The following is a 19774-nucleotide window of genomic DNA, read 5'->3' as shown; positions in this document are numbered from 1 at the left end:
AGCGCTTTTAGCGCTGCAATTGCGCCAGCAGCACCTGTAGCGGATGCCGCGGTTTATCGCCCACCAAACGTTTAACCTGGCTACGACAGGAAAACCCTGTCACCAGAATATTCTCAATACCATGTTGTTCTACCGGCTGTCGCCAGCTCATATCAAACAGGGCTTTACTATTGTGCTGATTTTGCGCCTCGTGGCCATAAGTACCCGCCATACCGCAACAGCCTACGCTTATCGGCTTAAGCGATAAACCCACCTGGGCATAAATCTGTTGCCAAGCTTTTTCTGTTGCCGGTAATGCTGTTTTTTCGGTGCAATGCGCCAATAATAAATAGGCGCCCTCGCCGGTTGCTTTTGGCAGCGCTTGCTGCACCAGCCACTCGTGCAGCAATTGCACGTTAAAATCGCCCCGTTTGTCACCCAGCGCTTTAGTGTATTCGTCGCGATAGACCAACACCAAAGACGCATCTAAACCCAATAACGGCATATCCAGCTGTGACAGTTGATTGAGAAACTCAGCCGCGTTGGCCGCCGTTTTAGCAAACTGACGCAAAAAGCCTTTTACATGCTGTGGCTTGCCATTCGGTAAAAACGGCAGTAACACCGGCCTGAATCCCAGTTTTTCCAGTAATTGCAGCGCATCAGCCACCAGCTCCGCTTCATAAAAGCTGGTAAAAGGGTCTTGCACCAGCAGCACTGTACGCTTGCGCTCATCTGCCGTGAGCTGGGTTATTTGCGCCAAATCAAAGCGATAACGCTGCCCCACCTGCTGTGCCAGGGTGGGTACTGACAGCAGCGGGGTATCCACATAACCGACCGTTTTCTCTAATAAGGCTGCCGTGGCCTTTTGTTTTACGACAAAATTTACCAGCCTTGGCGCTTTAGCCAGCCAGGGTGCCGTGCGCTCGATATTGCCTACGATATAGTCTTTGGCCGGACGCAGATAACGGCTGTGGTACAACTGAAGAAAACGGGCGCGAAACGATGGCACATCCACTTTAATCGGACACTGGCCAGCACAGGCTTTGCACGCCAGACAGCCTTCCATCGCCGCCATCACTTCATGCGAAAAATCCGCTTCGCCACGGTGTTTGGCCAGGCTGTTTTTAATCCGCTGCCACAAACCGGTTATGCCGGCTGACTGGCGCAGCAAGTGTTGCTCCTGGGCCAACACATCTACCCCTTGCTGCTGCGCCAAACGTAACCATTCCCGCATTAATCCGGCCCGGCCTTTCGGGCTGTGGCGCCTGTCTTTGGTGACCTTGCTGGACGGACACATCGGCGAGCTTTCTTCATAGTTAAAACACAGGCCATTGCCATTGCAATTTAAGCTGCTGTCAAAGCTATCTTTAACCGCTACCGGAATTTGTCGGTCAAACCAGGCGCGCTTTTGGCCATCTACCGACACTAAGCTGTCCGCGCTGTTAAACGGCGTACAAATTTTGCCGGGGTTAACCCTGTTACGCGGGTCAAAAGCCGCTTTAATTTTACGTAATTCGCTAAACAAGGCATCACCGAAAAATGCCGGGCCGTATTCACTGCGATAGCCCTTGCCATGCTCGCCCCACATCAGGCCGCCATACTTTGCGGTTAAGGCAACCACCTGATCGGAAATGCTACGCAGCAGCTGCTCCTGAGCCGGATCACACAAGTCCAACGCCGGACGTACATGCAGTACACCGGCATCAACATGGCCAAACATGCCGTATTGCAAGCCATGGCTGTCCAGTAATGCGCGAAACTCCATAATAAAGTCAGCCAGATTCTCTGGCGGTACTGCGGTGTCCTCGGCAAAGGCCAGTGGCTTTTGCCTGCCTTTGGTATTACCCAGCAAACCCACCGCTTTTTTACGCATGGCGTAGATATTACTGATCGCCGCGTTATCGTACGTCAGCTGATAGCCGATAATGCCATCGGTTTTACTGGAAACAGCATTGTCTAATCTGGCGGTGAGCGAGGCTATTTTTTGCTCAATTTCAGTTTGATCTTCGCTGTTATACTCCACCATGTTCAGGCCCTGCATATCGCTGCCGGGCACATCGGTGATCAAGTCTTTTACCTGATGCCAGATAATGTCACCGCGGGCCAGATCCAGTACCTTGCTATCAACAGTTTCAACTGATGTTGCCTCTGCAGCCACTAAGAAGGGCGCGTTGCGCAATGCACTTTCAAAGCTGTCATATTTTACATTGACCAGGCATTTGTATTTGGCGATCGGCGTAATATTCAGCTTGGCTTCCACCACAAAGCCCAAGGAGCCTTCAGAGCCGGTAATAATGCGCGATAAATCAAACTCGGTTAAATCGTCATTAAACACATGCTCTAAGTCATAACCGGTTAAAAAGCGGTTTAAACGCGGAAATTTTTCTAAAATTTGTGGTCTGAAGTCACGACAGCTATCAAGCACCTGACGATAAATACGGCCAATGCTATTGGGCTGCTCAGCACGGTGCTCAGCTTCGAAGGTGGCCATCTTATGGCTGTTTAAAATATTGCCATCAATCAGTACAGTTTTAAGCGCCAGCACATGGTCGCTGGTTTTACCGTACACCAGCGAGCCCTGCCCAGAGGCATCGGTATTGATCATACCGCCAATGGTCGCGCGGTTAGAGGTCGACAGATCCGGCGCGAAGAAGAAACCATAGGGTTTTAAAAACGCATTCAGTTGATCTTTAATGACCCCGGCCTGTACTCTCACCCAGCGCTGCTCGACGTTTATTTCCAGGATACCGCGCATATGGCGTGATAAGTCCACCACCACATGTTCAGTCAGTGCTTGACCATTGGTGCCGGTACCACCACCGCGCGGGCTGAATTTAATATGCGAAAAACTGGAGGTTTGCGCCAGCGACGTTAGGATCACCAAATCTTCGGTGCATTTGGGGTGTAGTACCGCCTGTGGCAATGCCTGATAAATGCTGTTGTCAGTGGCCACCGCCAGACGGGCACCATAACTGGTTTCAATATCACCACTAAAGCCGGCAGCAACTAAGGCTTTGCTATAGGCGACTATGCTGGCATCCAGCGCTAATTCGGGATTAAGCTTTGGGATCATAACTGCAGACACTTCACAATAAGTGGCTGCAGTATAACATTAACTGTGCTGTGGGATCAGCTGCTGCCGGGACGGAATTTCAGTTGAATACCGCGTAGAAAATAGCGCAACACCTGGTCCTGACATTCGCGGTAATGCTTATGATCCGGCCGGCGGAAAAATGCACTTAGCTCATGTTTGCTTAAGCGAAAATCTGCGCTTTGCAACAACGCTATAATATCATCGTCTTTTAAGTCGAAGGCTATTTTCAGTTTGCGCAGCATAATATTGTGATTCAGCCGCTTCTCTGGCTCAGGTATAGCGCCATCTTTAGCGCCACGACGTTGAATAATCAGACCATTTAAGAAACCAGCCATCAGCTCATCGCTAATCGGCGCATAGCCTTCGTCTTCGTCTTTTTTCAGCCAGGCTACCACCTGCTCTTTGCTAACCGTTACGCCAGTCAGGGCGAAAATATCTATCATGCCATAGTCGTGCACGTTCAGGCTGTAGCGCAGACTGCGCAGTACGTCATTCGGAGTCAAAGGGATATCCTGTGTTAAAAGATGATAAAACGGCGGCAAGCATACCACAGCACACCGTTAATCGCAGCCATAACCGCTTTATGGCAAATGCCCCAGTTTACTGGCTTTTGTTGCCAGATAACGGTGGCTGTGCGCACTGGTTTTAACCCTGTGCTGCACCCGCTCCAACACATTAACACCGGCATCGGTCAAGGCTTTTAGCTTACGCGGGTTGTTGGTCAATAGGCGTATTTGCTTAATGCCTAATTGCTCGAACATTTGCGCGGCAATGTCATACTCGCGCATATCCGGTAAAAAACCGAGGATCTCATTCGCTTCTACCGTATCCAGGCCTTTATCCTGCTCGGCATAAGCACGGATCTTATTAATTAGCCCTATGCCACGGCCTTCCTGACGCAAATATAAAATACAGCCGCGGCCTAAATCGGCAATTTTACGCATCGCCGCTTCCAATTGTGGGCCGCAGTCACAGCGCAGGCTAAATAATGCATCACCGGTTAAGCACTCAGAGTGCACGCGGGCTAAAACGGGTTCAGCACCGCTGACATCACCTAGGGTCAGCGCGACATGCTCTTTGCCATTGGGCGCCTCAAAGCCGTGTAAACGAAACTCGGCAAAAGGCGTAGGCAACAGCGTTGAGGTTACAAGTTTTAATTTCATAATACGTCTCAATAAAACAGCCGCACAGTCCACAGCACAGGCTTAATTGGGCCGCCACAGCAACAATTCAAGCTGGCAACGGCAAAGGTGACAGCAATGCTGGCATTATAGCAGCGTTCATCGCCGCAGCGTGCAACAAAATGTGACAATATAACAAAAAGCAGGCTGATCGCATCGCAGCACAGCCGAGAACTAGCGCAGTTAACCACACTTTTTCCGCTAAAACGGCTACAATAGCCGCTCTTTTTGTTAGCGGTTAACTGTCATGCTAAGTTTCTTCGAGCGTATTATTAAACCTTTTCCGGCCATTGAGCCCAGCCAACCGCCCAAAGGCATACTGGCGTTTTGCCGGCATTACACTAAGGGTATGGAAGCGTCACTTATTCTGATGTCCCTCAGCACAGCCTTACTGGCAATGCTGGAGGTATCACTGTTCAGCTTTATGGGCCAGTTAGTTGACTGGCTGGTGCAAAATGAGCCCGAGGCCTTATTCACCACTGAGCGGGCAACCTTAATCAAAATGGCGGTCGTCACCGTAATCTTATTACCGGCATTAAGCTTTTTTCACGCTGCTATCGTGCATCAAACTTTACTGGGCAATTACCCAATGTCAATCCGCTGGTTGGCGCATCGCTATTTACTGCGCCAGAGCATCAGTTTTTATCAGAATGATTTTGCCGGTCGTATTGCCACTAAAGTGATGCAAACCTCCTTAGCCGTGCGTGAAACGGTCATGAAGCTGCTCGATGTTATGGTATATATCCTGGTGTATTTCGGCTCCATGTTATTTTTTATTGCCGACGCCGATCTGCGGCTTATTATTCCGATGCTGGTGTGGTTAGCTATTTATATCGCGATGCAGTTTTACTTTGTGCCCCGGCTAAAAGCGGCGTCAACCCGCCAGGCCGATGCCCGCTCTGAGATGACAGGCCGCATTGTCGATAGCTACACCAACATCACGACCATTAAGCTGTTTTCGCATACTAACCGTGAAGAAGCCTATGCCCGTGACAGTATGGAAGTATTCTTAAAACCGGTGTACCGGCAAATGCGTTTAGCCACCGGCCTGAGCGTATCGGTGCAAACCCTGAATTACTTGTTGGTGTTCAGCATCGCCGCGCTCTCTATTTATTTATGGGCCGACAGTGCGATAAGCGTTGGTGCCATTGCTATAGCGGTAAGTCTGGCGCTGCGCTTAAACGGTATGGCGCAGTGGATCATGTGGGAAATCAGCAGCCTGTTTGAAAATATCGGCACAGTGGCCGATGGCATTACCACTTTGTCGCAACCGGCACAGGTTCTGGATGCACCAGATGCCAAACCGCTTGCGGTACAACACGGCGCAATCAGCTTTAATAATGTTTGTTTTAATTACGGTAAAGCTGGCAGCGACAACGGCAAGGCTCCGGTACTACAGCAGCTGAACCTGCAGATTAAACCAGGTGAAAAAGTCGGTTTAGTTGGCCGCTCCGGCGCCGGTAAATCGACGCTGGTTAACCTGTTATTGCGGTTTTATGATGTCGAAAGCGGCAATATTCTGATCGATGGCCAGGATATCAGCCAAGTCAGCCAGGAAAGCCTGCGCCAGCATATTGCCATGGTAACCCAGGACACCTCTTTGCTACACCGCTCGGTGCGAGACAACATTGTTTATGGCAAACCTGATGCGACAGAGGCTGAACTGATACAAGCGGCGGAACAGGCTGAGGCCATTGATTTTATTCATGATTTAACCGATCCTAAAGGTAATATCGGCTTTGATGCGCAGGTGGGCGAACGCGGTGTAAAACTGTCCGGCGGCCAACGCCAGCGTATTGCTATTGCCCGGGTGCTGCTGAAAAATGCGCCCATTCTTATTCTGGATGAAGCCACCTCAGCGCTGGACTCTGAAGTAGAAGCGGCAATACAAGCCAGTTTAAATACGCTAATGCACGGCAAAACCGTGATCGCCATCGCCCACCGCTTATCCACTATCGCCCAGATGGACCGGCTTATCGTGTTAGATCAGGGCCGCATTGTAGAGCAAGGCAGCCACAGCGAGCTGATTGCCAGCGGCGGTATTTACGCCCAGCTATGGGCGCATCAAACCGGTGGTTTTATCGGTGTAGATTAACGCCGCCAACCCCCAAAAAAGCCCGGCATTTATGCCGGGCTTTTTTGTCCTAAATGTTGCCTGCAACATGCCCTACCTGACTAAGGTAAATGCTTATCCTGCTCAGCCTGCGCTTTAGCCAGTTTTTTCTCCCAGAAGGTGGCATTGGTAATGCCAAGTTTAACCGGATCAAAACTGATAGCCCCACCGGCTTTTTTCTGCTGCTCGAAATCACGCAGGCAGCGCATGGTTGGCTTGTACATAAAGAAAATCGCCAATATACCCAGTACGTTAACCCAGGCCATTAACCCAACGCCAATATCGCCGATATTCCAAATGTAGCCTGCACTGTTTACTGTGCCATAGGCCACCATAAACATCAGTAGCAGCTTAAACACTAAAGTTGGCAGCTTGTTATTAAACACCCGGTTTAAGTAAGCGACATTGGTTTCGGTAATGTAGTAGTAGGCCAAAATGGTGGTGAAAGCGAAGAAAAACAGCGCCAGACCGACAAACACCTGACCAAAGTTACCAAATACGCTTAAAAGCGCCATTTGGGTAAAGGCCGCAGAGCCTATTTCAGTCGCAGCGTCTACATTTTGCACGATAAAACTGCCATCTGTCAGCTCACCGACCACATTGTATTGTTGGGTAATTAAAATCATCAGTGCCGTCGCGGTACAAACAAATAATGTATCAACATATACCGAAAACGCTTGTACCAGGCCCTGCTGTGATGGATGCTCGACTTCTGCGGCGGCTGCGGCATGTGGCCCTGTGCCCTGACCCGCTTCGTTGGAATAAATACCCCGTTTTACCCCCCAGCCTATGGCAGCACCAAAACCGGCTTGTGCAGTAAAGGCATCGGATAAAATTAAGCTGAAAATGCCTGGCACTTTATCCATATTCAGAAACACAACAATCAGCGCCATCACGATGTAACCCAGCGCCATAAAAGGCACCACTATCTGGGTAAAATGCGCAATCCGCTTAATACCACCGAAAATGATAAACGCCAGTACTATCAGGATCACCGCCAGCGCGATCAGCTTATAGGTGCCTACCTCGCCAAAAGTAGTGACAACCATAGCCCCTTCGCCGAAAATCTGCGTCACCGCATTACCTACTGCATTGGCCTGTACACCGGGTAAAAAGATACCGCAGCCTATAATAGCCGATACCGCAAACAAAATGCCCAACCAACGCCACCCCAGGCAGCGTTCAAAATAGTACGCCGGGCCACCGCGGTACTGGCCATTTTCTTCCACTTTATACAGTTGCCCCAGTGTCGATTCGACATAAGCAGTACTGGCGCCTAAAAACGCGACGACCCACATCCAAAAAATGGCGCCCGGGCCACCAAAACCTATAGCAGCCGCTACACCGGCAATATTACCAACGCCAACCCGGCCAGATAACGATACCGCCAGCGCCTGAAATGACGAGATGCCTTTTTCAGATTCGCTGTTGTTTAGCAGCAACTTACACATTTCTTTGAAATGCCGTACCTGGGCAAACCGGGTTAAAATTGAATAAAACAAACCAGCACCCAGACACAGATAGATCAGTGCCGGGCTCCAGATAATGCCATTTAGCGCACTTATAAAGCCTTCCATTTCCCTTCCTTATAGTTATTTTTACATGATGTTTGTTATACGGCGCTTAATTTGCCATATTGAACGGCGAATAGCCACGTTGTCAGCTGCCTTGCCGTCTGTCTGCGATAATTTTCCCATGGCGGCTTATTTCTTCATCATGGGCTTCATCTAACCAGGGCTCAGCTAAAGCCTGTTGATACCAGTCCTGCATAGCCGGTAACGCCAGCAAGTGCTGCAGGTACGCCACAGCGCGCTCGCTAAAGGGTAAATCGTAGCTTTGCATCCGAAACGCCACCGGAGCAAAAAAGGCATCTGCGGCACTAAAAGCCTCACCGCATAAAAAAGGGCCGCCAAACTCCGTCAGTCCCTGCTCAAATAACTCGCTTAACCGGTCAAGATCTTGCTGCAACGCAGCAGAAATCTGATGCAGCTTCACACTATGCCGGCAACTCATACCACAAATATTGCGCAGCGCGCTAAACCCCGAGTGCATCTCTGCTGCGACACAGCGTGCAAAGGCACGGGCTTTGGTCTGTTTTGGCCAAACGTCGGTATGGTGCTCATATAAAAATTCCGTTATCGCTAAAGAGTCCCACACCACCACGTCTTGCTGCACCAGACAAGGTACTTTACCACTGGGTGAAAAAGTGCGGAATTTTTCAAAATTGCCCTGTTGGCTAAACGGCACCAGTTGCTCAATAAAAGGGATATTAAGCACCCGCATCAACAGCCAGGGCCTGAGCGACCAGGATGAATAATTTTTATTGGCGATATATAGCTCACGCATAGTGTTCTCCATATAAAAGGGGTTATTACAAAGGCCAGATCCAGGCAATAGCTGGCGCTGCAGTGGCAATAACCAGTATTGACAACGGCAAGCCCATCCGCCAGTAATCGCCAAACTTATAACCACCTGGCGCCATAACCAACGCATTAGACTGATGCCCTATGGGCGTTAAGAATGCACAAGAGGCGCCAATTGCCACCGCCATTAAAAAGGGGTCTGCAGATAAACCAAGCCCCTGCGCTAACTTAATGGCTATCGGTGCCGTCAGGATAGCAGTGGCAGCATTATTAATGACATTAGACAGTAACATGGTCGCGGCGATTAACATCGCGATAACCGCCAGCGGCGGCAAGTCTGAGGCCAGCACTAACAGCAACTGTGCTATCAGTGCCGAGCCGCCCGAACTTTCCAGCGCAATGCCTAAAGGTAACATCGCTGCCAGCAGCACGATAACCGGCATATCAATGCTGTGGTATATCTCGCCGGTTTTGATAATACCGGCAAACAGCATCGCCACCGCCGCCGCCACCAAAGCGGTAGCCGCTGGCAACACGTCAAAGGCCATCAGCAACAAAGCGCTGATAAAAATACTACTGGCCAGCGCAACTTGCCGTGGTTTACCGATACGCAAACCACGGGCCGCCAGTGGCAAACAGCCCAGTGCAGATAAATTTGCTGCGGCCGCTTCATCATTGCCCTGCACCAGTAAAATGTCGCCCGCGACAAATTGTACTTTGCTTAGCCTCTTGCGCAATTGTTTACCCTGCCGCGCTACGGCCAGTACGTTGATGCCCGAGCGCTCACGCAGGTCCAGGGTAGCCGCACTACGGCCAATTAAACTTGATGCCGTCGTGATAATCACCTCCATCAATTCCGAGGTGGCCGCGTTGCGATCTGTGGATGTTTTCTCGTCGCTGTCAGCTTTTGCCGCTAAGCTAAACGCAGATTTTTCTAACAATAATTGCAAACTGTCCGGGTCGGCTTCCAGCAGCAACGTATCGCCGGGCCGCATAATAGAGTACGTCGACGGCGAATTACGCCGGGTGTCGCCGCGGATCTGCGCCAACACCACGATATCAGCGTTGTCTTTTAACGCCGTGAGCAGCTCATGCAAGGTTTTACCGCTAAACTGGCTGTCAGCCGTCACTGTCACTTCGGTAAAATAATCACTGATTTCAAATAAGCCATCACGGTTTGCTGCTTGCTGCCGTGTTGGTGTTAACCGCCAGCCCAACAGTACAATAAACAGCACCCCTGCCAGCGTAACCGCAAGCCCCACCGGCATAAAGTCAAACATCGAAAACGCCGCAGCGTCGGTTTGCTTCCGGTATGACGCCACGATGATATTGGTTGGCGTACCGATTAATGTAATCGTGCCACCGAGTAAAGAGCCAAACGCCAGCGGCATCAGCAAAATAGAGGGTGAACGATTATGCTGGCGCGACATCCAGATAGCCACGGGCATCAATAACGCCAGCGCACCGACATTGTTCATAAAAGCCGAGGCCAGCGCTACGATGACGGTCAGTAAGCTTATCTGCAACAACAGATTATCACCGGCACGTAACAGCTGCCGTGCTATCGTGTCTACCACTCCGGCGTTCATCAGGCCACGGCTTAGCACTAATACCGCCGCTACGGTCACCACCGCCGGGTGACCAAAGCCACTAAAGAGCTGATCAGACGGCACTAAACCACTAATCGCCAGCGTAAGTAACGCTAACAGTGCCACGATATCGTAACGCCAGCGGTTCCAGATAAACAGCAACAAGGTCACTGCCAGCACCGTGAAAACCATCATTTGTTCAGCTGTGATCACCGCGCTACACTCCCCAGAACAGGTGCAGATAGTGCCGCGCTATGCCAGCCAGGGCCGCCAGCAACACCACCAGATACGGCGGCCAACGCCAAACGGCTAACGCTACAAACGCCAGTACTACGCCAGCCATATCATAGCTATGCTTTACCGCACTGCTAAACACAGGGTTATACAGTGCCGCCAATAAAATGCCCACCACTGCCGCGTTAATGCCGGCAATGGCACGACGCATACCGGCTTGGCGGCTAAGCTGCAGCCACAAAGGCAAAGCGGCAAACAGCAGTAAAAATGCAGGTAAGAAAATGGCCAGTGTAGCGACAAAAGCCCCCTGCCAGGCAGGTAACGGCGTCACGGCGCCAAGATAGGTTGCCAGGGTAAATAATGGGCCCGGTACGGCCTGTGCCATACCATAACCGGCTAAAAACGCATCCTGATTTACCCACGCCGGGACCAGCTCTGCCTGCAGCAATGGCAGCACAACATGACCACCGCCAAAAACCAGAGCACCGGCGCGGTAGAAGTGATCAAACAACTTAAGCATACTGCTGTCGCTATCGGCTGCCAGCGCCGGTAATAACACTAACAAACCGGCAAAAACGGCAAACATCAGCACAGGTGCAACGCCTGTGGGTTTAGCCGCTGCTGCGCTCGCCTGCTCAGCCATCACCGCCTGCGCGCGGATAAAACGCCAGCCAATTAACGCCGCGATTAGCATCAGCAGTAATTGCACCACAACACCAGATAGTAATAACAAGCTGATTGCTGTTAACAAGGCGATTGCGACACGCAGCTTGTCAGGGCACAGGCTTTTGGCCATCGACCAGACCGCCTGTGCGACAACAGCTACTGCGACCAGCTTAAGCGCCGCTATCCAGTGATAGCCCACACTGTCGCCAACGCCGACAAACACATAGGCAAAGGCCAGCAGCAACAGCGCCGAAGGTAAAGTAAAACCAAGCCAGGACAGCAGTGCTCCACAATAACCGCCGCGTTCCATACCAATAGCAATACCCACCTGAGAGCTGGCCGGGCCGGGTAAAAACTGACACAACGCCACCGTTTGTGCATAGTGTTGCTCACTATACCAGCGACGCTTTTCTACAAATTCATGGCGAAAATAGGCCAGATGCGCCACCGGGCCACCAAAGCTGGTGCAGCCCAGACGCAGAAAAATAACAAATAATTGCCAGAGTGAAACAGCGGATTTAGCAGACATCACGGCCGGTTTCGTAAAAAAACGTAAGGCTATGCTAGTGTTATATCCGTGCCCGGTGCAAGCGCTTTTGCCAACCGTAGGTTATTCGTGTGCCGCAGGCGCTTGTAGCAGCGTCTCCAGACAGTGCTCTTTAACGCCGTAAAACTGTTTAATGTCGGCAATTTGCTGCAATATCGCGCTATTATCCCGCGGTGTTTTGCGCTTTGTCGCCAAAATCATTTTATTTTTACTGGTATGCTCCAGCGAAATAAACTCAAACACCTTAGTATCGTAACCATGCGCCTGCAATAACAAGGCCCGCAGGCTGTCGGTCAGCATTTCCGCTTCCTGTCCTAGATGAATACCATGGATTAACATTGGGGCCAGCACCGCAGGCAGTGTCATCTGTGGCCGGATCTGCTTATGGCAACACGGCGAGCACATAATAATGTCAGCCCCGGTCGCTATTCCCATATGGATAGCATAGTCGGTGGCGGTATCACAGGCGTGCAGCGCTATCATGACGTTAATGCCACGGGCTTTAAAGTGTTTAACATCACCCTGCTCAAAATGTAAACCTGCCAGCTCAAGGCTAGATGCAGTGCTGTTACACAGCTCAACCAGATGTTGTCTGAGCTCTACCCCGGTGACTTTGGCGTCCAGTTGTAACGTGTTGGTAAGATAGTCGTGTACCGCAAAGGTTAAATAGGCTTTACCTGAGCCAAAGTCTGCAACATGCACCTGCTGCTGTTGCGACAAACCGGTCTCTTGCAAGGCTGAGGCAAAAATCTCAATAAACTTATTAATTTGCTTCCACTTGCGTGACATCGCCGGAATAAGCTGTTGCTTTGCATCGGTTACCCCAAGCGCTTGCAGATAAGGGCGTTGCAGGGTTAAAAAACGTTGTTTCTGCCGATTATGGCTAACCGCCGTCTCTGGTATTTGTGTCTGTACTTTTTTTAACTGATACAGCACCTTACCCTTTTTACTGACGCTCAGCTGTGCTTCGGCCTGGCTGCTGAACAGATTAACAGCAAAAAACTGTGTTCCCAGTAACTGCCGCACTTCTTCGCACGCCGCTGCCGGTAACAAGTTACGTGTTACGTCATTAGTCTGATATTTATAAACAAAACTGAGTTGCCACTGCCCTTTTAATACGACCGGCTTAACCTGTATCTGTTTTAGTGGCTCGGTACCCTGATATTTACTCAGTACCAGCTTTATCAGTTGCTGCGCACTGACCGCGTTATCAAGCAGCTGATAGAAAGCGTCCAGCTCGGCAGAAACAGCAACAATGGTGGGCATAGCAAAACATCCTAGACAACAAAATTGCTGCTAGTGTAGTCGGATCAGCAGTTAAGGGAAATAACAGCGGTTAAAATCAGGCGCTATAACGATAAGCAACATCGGTTTGCAGCGGGGTTACACGGTTTCTCAGTACGCGTAGCCATTGTAGCCGTGGTAAGGTTTTGCCGCTCAATGTCACTATATCACCTAACAATAAGCAGCTGACACAGTCAGCATCGCCGCCTAGCACCAAAGCATACTGCTGGCTTTGACCAGACAGGCTCACCAGCTCAAACGGCTGCGCGGCATAAGACTGCCCTGGCTGAAAATACCAGCTTTTGTGTGCCGTTTGCTGTAAAAAGGGCGCACAAAGTGCGGTCAGGCATAGCTCCAAGCGCAGCGCTGCCGGTAAAGCCAGTATCTGCAGGCTGTCATCAATGGCCCAGAATGCTTCAGCTTCAGCCATGGATAACGCTTGCTGGCGCGGTAAGCAATTGAGTTGTGCAGCACTAAAAGGCGCACAGAACTGGGCTTCGTCACTGATATCCAGTAACAAACGGTCTTTTTGTGGACAATATGTCCAAAACCAGCGCTCTGATGGCCTTAACATGCAATTCCCTGGCTGAGATAAATGATGGCGTTATTACGGCGTCTAATATTTAAACAAAAATAGAAATACACTAAGCTGATCAAGATGTTAAAGACTGTTTTGTTCTAACAGTACAAGATCAGCTACGGATCCTTATAAGCTGTTGACGATCTGCTTGATCAACGCCGGGCCGTGATAAATAAAGCCGGTGTAGACCTGCAGTAAATTGGCGCCCGCCTGCAATTTTTCCTGTGCCGATGCCACATCGCTGATCCCCCCTACGCCAATAATCGGCATATCCGCTCCCACTGCAGCCCTGAGCTGACGCAGCACCTCAGTGCTTTTGTCTCTTACCGGTAAGCCGCTTAAGCCACCGGCTTCATCGGCATAGCGCTGGCCTTGTACCAGGCTTCTGTCCAGCGTAGTGTTAGTAGCAATAACGCCATCCATCTTACTTTTTAACAGCGTTTCAGCCACTTGCTGCACCGCCACTGTATCCATGTCTGGCGCAATTTTAACAAATACCGGTACATATTTATCATGCTGCGCCTGCAAATCAAGTTGTTCATTTTTAACGCTTTGCAGTAAGTCATACAAGGCATCGCCAAATTGTAAATCGCGCAGCCCCGGCGTGTTGGGTGACGAAATATTCACCGTGATATAGCTGGCATGGGCATACACTTTACGCATGCAATGCACATAATCATCTTTACCCTGCTCATTCGGGGTATCTTTGTTTTTACCAATATTAATACCCAGTACGCCTTTGTAGCTGGCGTTTTTCACGTTTTCTACCAGATAATCAACACCTTTATTATTAAACCCCATACGGTTAATAATGGCTTGCGATTGCGGCAAACGAAATATGCGCGGTTTGTCGTTCCCCTGCTGCGGCCGTGGCGTCACAGTGCCTACTTCAATAAAACCAAAGCCCATTTGGCCAAAGGCATCAATACAGTCAGCATTTTTATCCAGGCCGGCCGCTAACCCCAGCGGGTTATCAAAACGAATGCCCGCAACGGTAACCGGCTTGTGCGGCAGCTCCTGTTGCCAAAGCCCACTCAGCGGCGTATGGGCAAAGCGTTTTAAGCTGCCCAGCGCAAAATTATGTGACCATTCAGCATCACAGGCGAACATTAATTTCTGTGCTATCGGATAAAACATAGATTGCCTTCTCAATACAAAAAAATACCCCGGACCAGCCGGGGTATTGTAGCCACTGATAATATTATTTTACAGGGTCACAGTGATGACTTAACAGCATTAATTCACGCAGTGCCACCGAGAATTTAGCAAATTCATGGCTCTTGGTGGTTTTAAACTCTGCCAACATTAAACGCCAACGCTCCAGCAGCGCATCATGCTCCGTGATCCAGCTGTTAATCACCTCATCGGCGGCACACACTTTACCACAGCTGCGAACCACAACGGCTGACAGCGCGCGCTGTTGCCAGTCCAGCTCTTCACGGTAAGACGCCCGCGCCAACGCCTGCCAGTGGTTCGCCACCGGTTGGTTGGTGATTTGCTCGAGGAACCAGTGCAGATCCAGTTTGTCACCCAGTTTAAAGTAAATTTCAGCCACCATGGCCAGCGGCACTTTTTCCGCATCGGCAACCTGGGCAATATCCATTACGGAGAACACGGTGCTGAGCTGAGCCAGATACTGCGCAATCTCCTCTGGCACGCCTTGTTCGGTCAGCGTAGTTTGCTTCTGCTGCAACTGCTCTACCTCAGCCGTAGCCAGGTACTGATCTAACGCTTTGCTCAATTGCTGGTAAGCCGGTTTGAAGAAATCTACCGTTTGCTGAATGTCCAGCGCCTTGTTGCGATGACGCAGGAACCAACGGGTCGCCCGGCGCATAGTGCGGCGTAACTGGTGCAACAACTTGCTTTGCAATGCGGCCGGGATCAGGTTGTCCAGCTGCTCCAGCTTGCGCCATACCGCCGACATATCAAACAAGTCACGGGCAATGGCGTAGCATAATGTCACTTCGCCAACACCGGCGCCGGTTTCTTCCTGCATCCGCTGGGCAAAGTTTGGTCCCATCTCATTTACCAGCATATTCGCCAGCTTAGTGGCAATAATTTCAGCTTTAAGCGGATGGCTTTCCATCTGCGCAGCGTACTGGTCTTGCAACATTTGCGGGAAGTTAGCAAACAACTGACGCTTGAAGTACGGGTTCTCAAAAATTTCCGGTAACACCAGGCGCTCTTTTAACACCATCTTACCGTACGCGGTCAGAATTGACAGCTCAGGCCGGGTTAAGCCCTGCCCTTTAGCCATCCGCTCGGCCAGTTCATCATCAGACGGCAAAAACTCCAGTTCACGATTTAGCTTGCCTTCTTTTTCCAGCGTGTGGATAAAGCGGGTGTACTCTTTTAACTGCTCTGCGCCAAGCAACGACGAAATGCTGATGCTTTGAGTCTGACGGTAGCAGTCTTTCAATACAATGGCTGTCACATCGTCTGTCATGTCCAGCAGCAGTTTGTTACGCTGCTTCAGCGTTAAATCGCCGGCGGCAACCAGGGTATTAAGCAAAATCTTGATATTAACTTCGTTATCTGAACAGGTAACACCACCGACGTTATCAACAAAGTCAGTGTTGATTAGACCACCGTTCATCGCAAACTCAATCCGTCCGCGTTGGGTAGCACCTAAGTTACCGCCCTCACCGAAGATTTTAGCTTTTACATCTTTACCGTTAACCCGTAATGGCTCTGAACCGCGATCGCCGACTTCGGCATGGCTCTCGTTGCTGGCTTTAACGTAAGTACCGATACCGCCGTTCCAAATCAGATCAACCGGCATCATCAAGGCTTCACGGATCAGCTCGTTTGGCGTCATGCTGGCTTTGCTGGTGCCGAGCATTTCTTTCATTTGCGGTGACAGTTTGATGGCTTTGGCACTGCGCAGGAAAATACCACCACCTTCAGAAATCAGTGACTTGTCATAGTCGTCCCAGGTTGAGGTTGGCAGGTTAAACATGCGCTCGCGCTCTTGCCAGCTCTTTGCCGCATCCGGATTAGGGTCAATAAAGATGTGCATATGGTTAAACGCCACCTGCAAGCGGATATGTTTTGACAACAACATACCGTTACCGAACACGTCACCGGCCATATCACCTATGCCAACACAGGTAAAATCAGTGCTTTGGCAATCAATTCCAATTTCGCGGAAGTGACGTTTTACTGATTCCCAACCACCACGGGCGGTAATGCCCATTTTCTTGTGGTCGTAACCGTTAGAGCCACCTGATGCAAAGGCATCGCCTAACCAGAAGCCATACTCTTCAGAAATACCATTAGAAATATCTGAGAAGGTAGCAGTACCTTTGTCGGCGGCAACCACTAAATACGGGTCATCTTCGTCCAGTCGCACCACATCTTTTGGCGGCACTATCGCGCCCTGCACGATGTTGTCGGTAACATCCAGCAAGCCACGGATAAAGGTGCGGTAGCAGTCTTTACCTTCATTTAAGAAGGCTTCGCGGCCACCGGTTTCCGGTAGCTTTTTGCAGACAAAACCGCCTTTAGAGCCGGTTGGCACTATAACGGTATTTTTTACCTGCTGCGCCTTTACTAACCCCAGTACTTCAGTGCGGAAGTCTTCTCGCCGGTCAGACCAACGCAAACCACCACGGGCAACTTTACCAAAGCGTAAATGCACACCTTCTACCCTTGGCGAGTAGACAAAGATTTCAAACATCGGTGTTGGCAGTGGCATGTCCGGAATTAAATCCGACTTAATTTTAAACGAGATATACGCTTTATCTGTGCCATCGCTATGCTTCTGGAAGTAGTTCGTGCGCAAGGTTGCATTGATCATGTCGACAAAGCGGCGAATAATACGGTCATCATCAAGGTTTGCCACGTGTTCCAGCTGGCTGGCGATCTGCTCTTCCAGTTTCTCAATCGCTTTGGCGTTGGCTTTACTGTCCGGCGCAAACTTGCTGTTAAACAACTGCACCAGCAAATTAGCCAGCTCGGCATAGCGGGCAAAGGTGCTTTCAACATAGGCCTGGCTGAAAGTACCGCCAATTTGGCGTTTGTACTTAGCATAAGCCCGCAGTAAAGACGCTTCGCGTCCGGTCAGGCCGGCACCTAACAGCAGACGGTTAAAGCCGTCATCTTCCAGCTGCCCATTCCATACTTTGGCAAACGACTCCTGGAACGATTGCTGCGCGGCAGCAAAATCAGCAGGTAGCGCACAGTTCAGTTCCATGGCAAAGTTTAAAATCCAACTGACTGAACCATCTGCACATTTAACCGCATAAGGGGTTTCACCTATCACGCGCAGGCCGAAGTTTTCCAACATCGGTAACACATCGGATAAGTGAATCGGATGATCTTTATGAAATAAGTTTAACCGCACGGCTTTGCTGTCGGCTTTTTCTTCCTGTGGCCGGTAGAACAGCATCTCCAGCTTGTGGTCATCGTTTAATGCTTCCAGCTTGCCTATGTCCACTAACGCATCGTTAGGCAGCATCTCTTCTTTATAACTGCGTGGGAAAGCATTCACATATTTGCCGATTAATTCGCGGCCCCTCGCTTCGCCGTAAACACCAATCAGGGCACTTTCTAATTTGTCTTCCCAGGTTCTGGCCGCTTCTACCAGATTACGCTCGATATCTTTCACTTTATACTCGACATGGCTATCGTTGATCCGCACCAGATAATGGGTGCGCGCCAACACAGATTCAGAAAAATAGGTGGTAAACTCTACCGGCTCATCGCTACCCAGGGCACGTTGTAAAATCGCCTGAGTATCTTTTCGCAGCTGGGTGTTGTAGCGCTCGCGCGGTACATACACCATCGCCGTAACAAAGCGGCCAAAGCTGTCTTTGCGCATAAACAGGCGTGTCATATCACGTTCCTGCATTTGCAATACGCCCATGGCAACATGCAGTAATTCGTCTGCTGTCGCCTGAATAAGCTCATCCCGCGGGTAGGTTTCAAGAATATTTAATAGTGCTTTGTAGGCGTGAGTGCCGGCCGCAAACTCCGACTTATCCATTACTGTCGCCAGTTTGTTCTTAAGCAGAGGAATATCAGCCGCGCTGTTATTGTACAACGACGACGAATATAAGCCGATAAAACGGTCTTCGCCAATCACCTTGCCGTCTTTATCAAACTTTTTTACCCCGATGTAATCGATATAGGCTGGCCGGTGTACCCGTGATTTATTATTGGTTTTGGTCAGGATCAGTAAAGCACTGTTAACGGCCTGCTTGCGACCAGACTCCGGCAACTCTGATAACATCAGATCGCGTGACGCTGAGCGGCGCATCAACCCCAGCGAAGTATCGTCGATACCGCTGATCTTATAATCACCTTTAACCGGATTAATACTGTATTGCCGGTATCCCAGTAAGGTGAAGTTGTCTTTTGCCAGCCAGTTCAAAAATTCTGTCGCTTGTTGCAGTTCTTCCGCCGAGGCTTTACCGCAGGTTTTAGGCAGATCTTTAATCACTTGCTGTAATTTTTCGCGCGCTGGCTGCCAGTCTTGTACCGCTAACGACACATCTTCCATCACCGAATGCAACTCTTCTGTCAGCGTCGCAATGGCATTTTTATCTGTCAGCCGATCGATCTCAATATGAAATACCGTTTGCTGCATGCTGGCATTAGCTTGACTACCCAGCTTATAGAAATCGCTGATCCGGCCCTGGCTATCACGCTCGGTCTGCAGTGGGTAATGCAGCAATAAATGCGCGGTAATACTTTGCCGGCTTAATGCCATACGCACAGAATCAACTAAAAATGGCATGTCCTGTACCACTATTTCTACGATAGTGTGCTTAGACTCCCAACCAAATTTAGCAATTTCCGGATTAAATACGCGTATTTTAGCGCCTGGCTCAGCATGGCTGTTAAACGTCTGCCACAGGCTTAATGCTGCACCATACAGATCGCTGTCATTACGGCCAACCAGATCTTCGTTAGACATGTTGCCATACAGGGTGTGTGCAAATTTTTCGACCAGCGCGGGCTGATCTTTCACTTTTTGTTTTATCAGTTTATTTACGTTTTGTAGTAGTACAGAGGGTTGACCGTCTATCAGTGCCATTTTTGTATCCTTTTTGCAGTCACTGCTTTTAACAGCAGGCGCTACCGAACAAACCAGAGCGTGTCAGGTGCGCAGTGTAGTGCCTATTGTAGCGCTTTTCGAGC

At 50.1% G+C, this 19774-nt stretch carries 12 protein-coding genes; 1 reads left to right on the top strand and 11 read right to left on the bottom strand.

What is annotated here, in order from left to right; all coding sequences use genetic code 11:
• Positions 1-7: 7 nt before the first annotated feature.
• From ydiJ to ribA, 3 genes are all read right to left on the bottom strand, one after another.
• Positions 8-3052, bottom strand: coding sequence for a D-2-hydroxyglutarate dehydrogenase YdiJ (gene ydiJ / locus EYB30_RS13745; RefSeq protein ID WP_166839478.1), 3045 nt, complete (start codon positions 3050-3052; stop codon positions 8-10).
• A gap of 56 nt (positions 3053-3108) precedes the next feature.
• Positions 3109-3576 carry a YehS family protein gene (locus EYB30_RS13740; protein ID WP_166839477.1) on the bottom strand — a complete coding sequence of 156 codons (468 nt, stop codon included), beginning with the start codon at positions 3574-3576 and terminating at the stop codon, positions 3109-3111.
• A 78-nt stretch (positions 3577-3654) separates the two neighbouring features.
• A complete protein-coding gene (ribA, locus tag EYB30_RS13735; protein WP_166839476.1) occupies positions 3655-4236 on the bottom strand; it encodes a GTP cyclohydrolase II in 582 nt (193 codons plus the stop codon).
• Positions 4237-4501: 265 nt separating this feature from the next.
• On the opposite strand from ribA, the gene EYB30_RS13730 reads away from it, so the two are divergent.
• Complete coding sequence (locus tag EYB30_RS13730; RefSeq protein WP_166839475.1) at positions 4502-6349, top strand: ABC transporter ATP-binding protein; 1848 nt, start codon at positions 4502-4504, stop codon at positions 6347-6349.
• An 80-nt stretch (positions 6350-6429) separates the two neighbouring features.
• Here EYB30_RS13730 and EYB30_RS13725 read toward each other — a convergent pair whose 3' ends face one another.
• From EYB30_RS13725 to EYB30_RS13690, 8 genes are all read right to left on the bottom strand, one after another.
• The gene (locus tag EYB30_RS13725; RefSeq protein WP_166839474.1) at positions 6430-7944 is read right to left on the bottom strand and encodes an alanine/glycine:cation symporter family protein; all 1515 of its coding nucleotides are present in this window, start codon (positions 7942-7944) and stop codon (positions 6430-6432) included.
• Between the two features lie 82 nt (positions 7945-8026).
• Complete coding sequence (locus tag EYB30_RS13720; protein ID WP_166839473.1) at positions 8027-8713, bottom strand: glutathione S-transferase family protein; 687 nt, start codon at positions 8711-8713, stop codon at positions 8027-8029.
• 25 nt (positions 8714-8738) lie between these two features.
• Positions 8739-10511, bottom strand: a complete 1773-nt coding sequence (locus EYB30_RS13715) for an SLC13 family permease (RefSeq protein ID WP_166839683.1) — start codon at positions 10509-10511, stop codon at positions 8739-8741.
• A gap of 25 nt (positions 10512-10536) precedes the next feature.
• Positions 10537-11748, bottom strand: coding sequence for a chromate efflux transporter (chrA, locus tag EYB30_RS13710; protein ID WP_166839472.1), 1212 nt, complete (start codon positions 11746-11748; stop codon positions 10537-10539).
• An 81-nt stretch (positions 11749-11829) separates the two neighbouring features.
• Entirely contained in the window at positions 11830-13032 is a 1203-nt protein-coding gene (locus EYB30_RS13705) for a class I SAM-dependent methyltransferase (RefSeq protein ID WP_166839471.1), read from the bottom strand.
• A 76-nt stretch (positions 13033-13108) separates the two neighbouring features.
• Positions 13109-13624, bottom strand: a complete 516-nt coding sequence (locus EYB30_RS13700) for a cell division protein ZapC domain-containing protein (protein WP_166839470.1) — start codon at positions 13622-13624, stop codon at positions 13109-13111.
• Positions 13625-13756: 132 nt separating this feature from the next.
• Entirely contained in the window at positions 13757-14767 is a 1011-nt protein-coding gene (gene pyrD / locus EYB30_RS13695; RefSeq protein ID WP_166839469.1) for a quinone-dependent dihydroorotate dehydrogenase, read from the bottom strand.
• 64 nt (positions 14768-14831) lie between these two features.
• Complete coding sequence (locus EYB30_RS13690; protein ID WP_166839468.1) at positions 14832-19670, bottom strand: NAD-glutamate dehydrogenase; 4839 nt, start codon at positions 19668-19670, stop codon at positions 14832-14834.
• Between the last annotated feature and the right edge of the window lie 104 nt (positions 19671-19774).

This window comes from Rheinheimera pleomorphica, assembly GCF_011634895.1.
Lineage (GTDB): Bacteria > Pseudomonadota > Gammaproteobacteria > Enterobacterales > Alteromonadaceae > Alishewanella > Alishewanella pleomorphica.
This window is presented reverse-complemented; position numbering and strand designations above follow the sequence as displayed.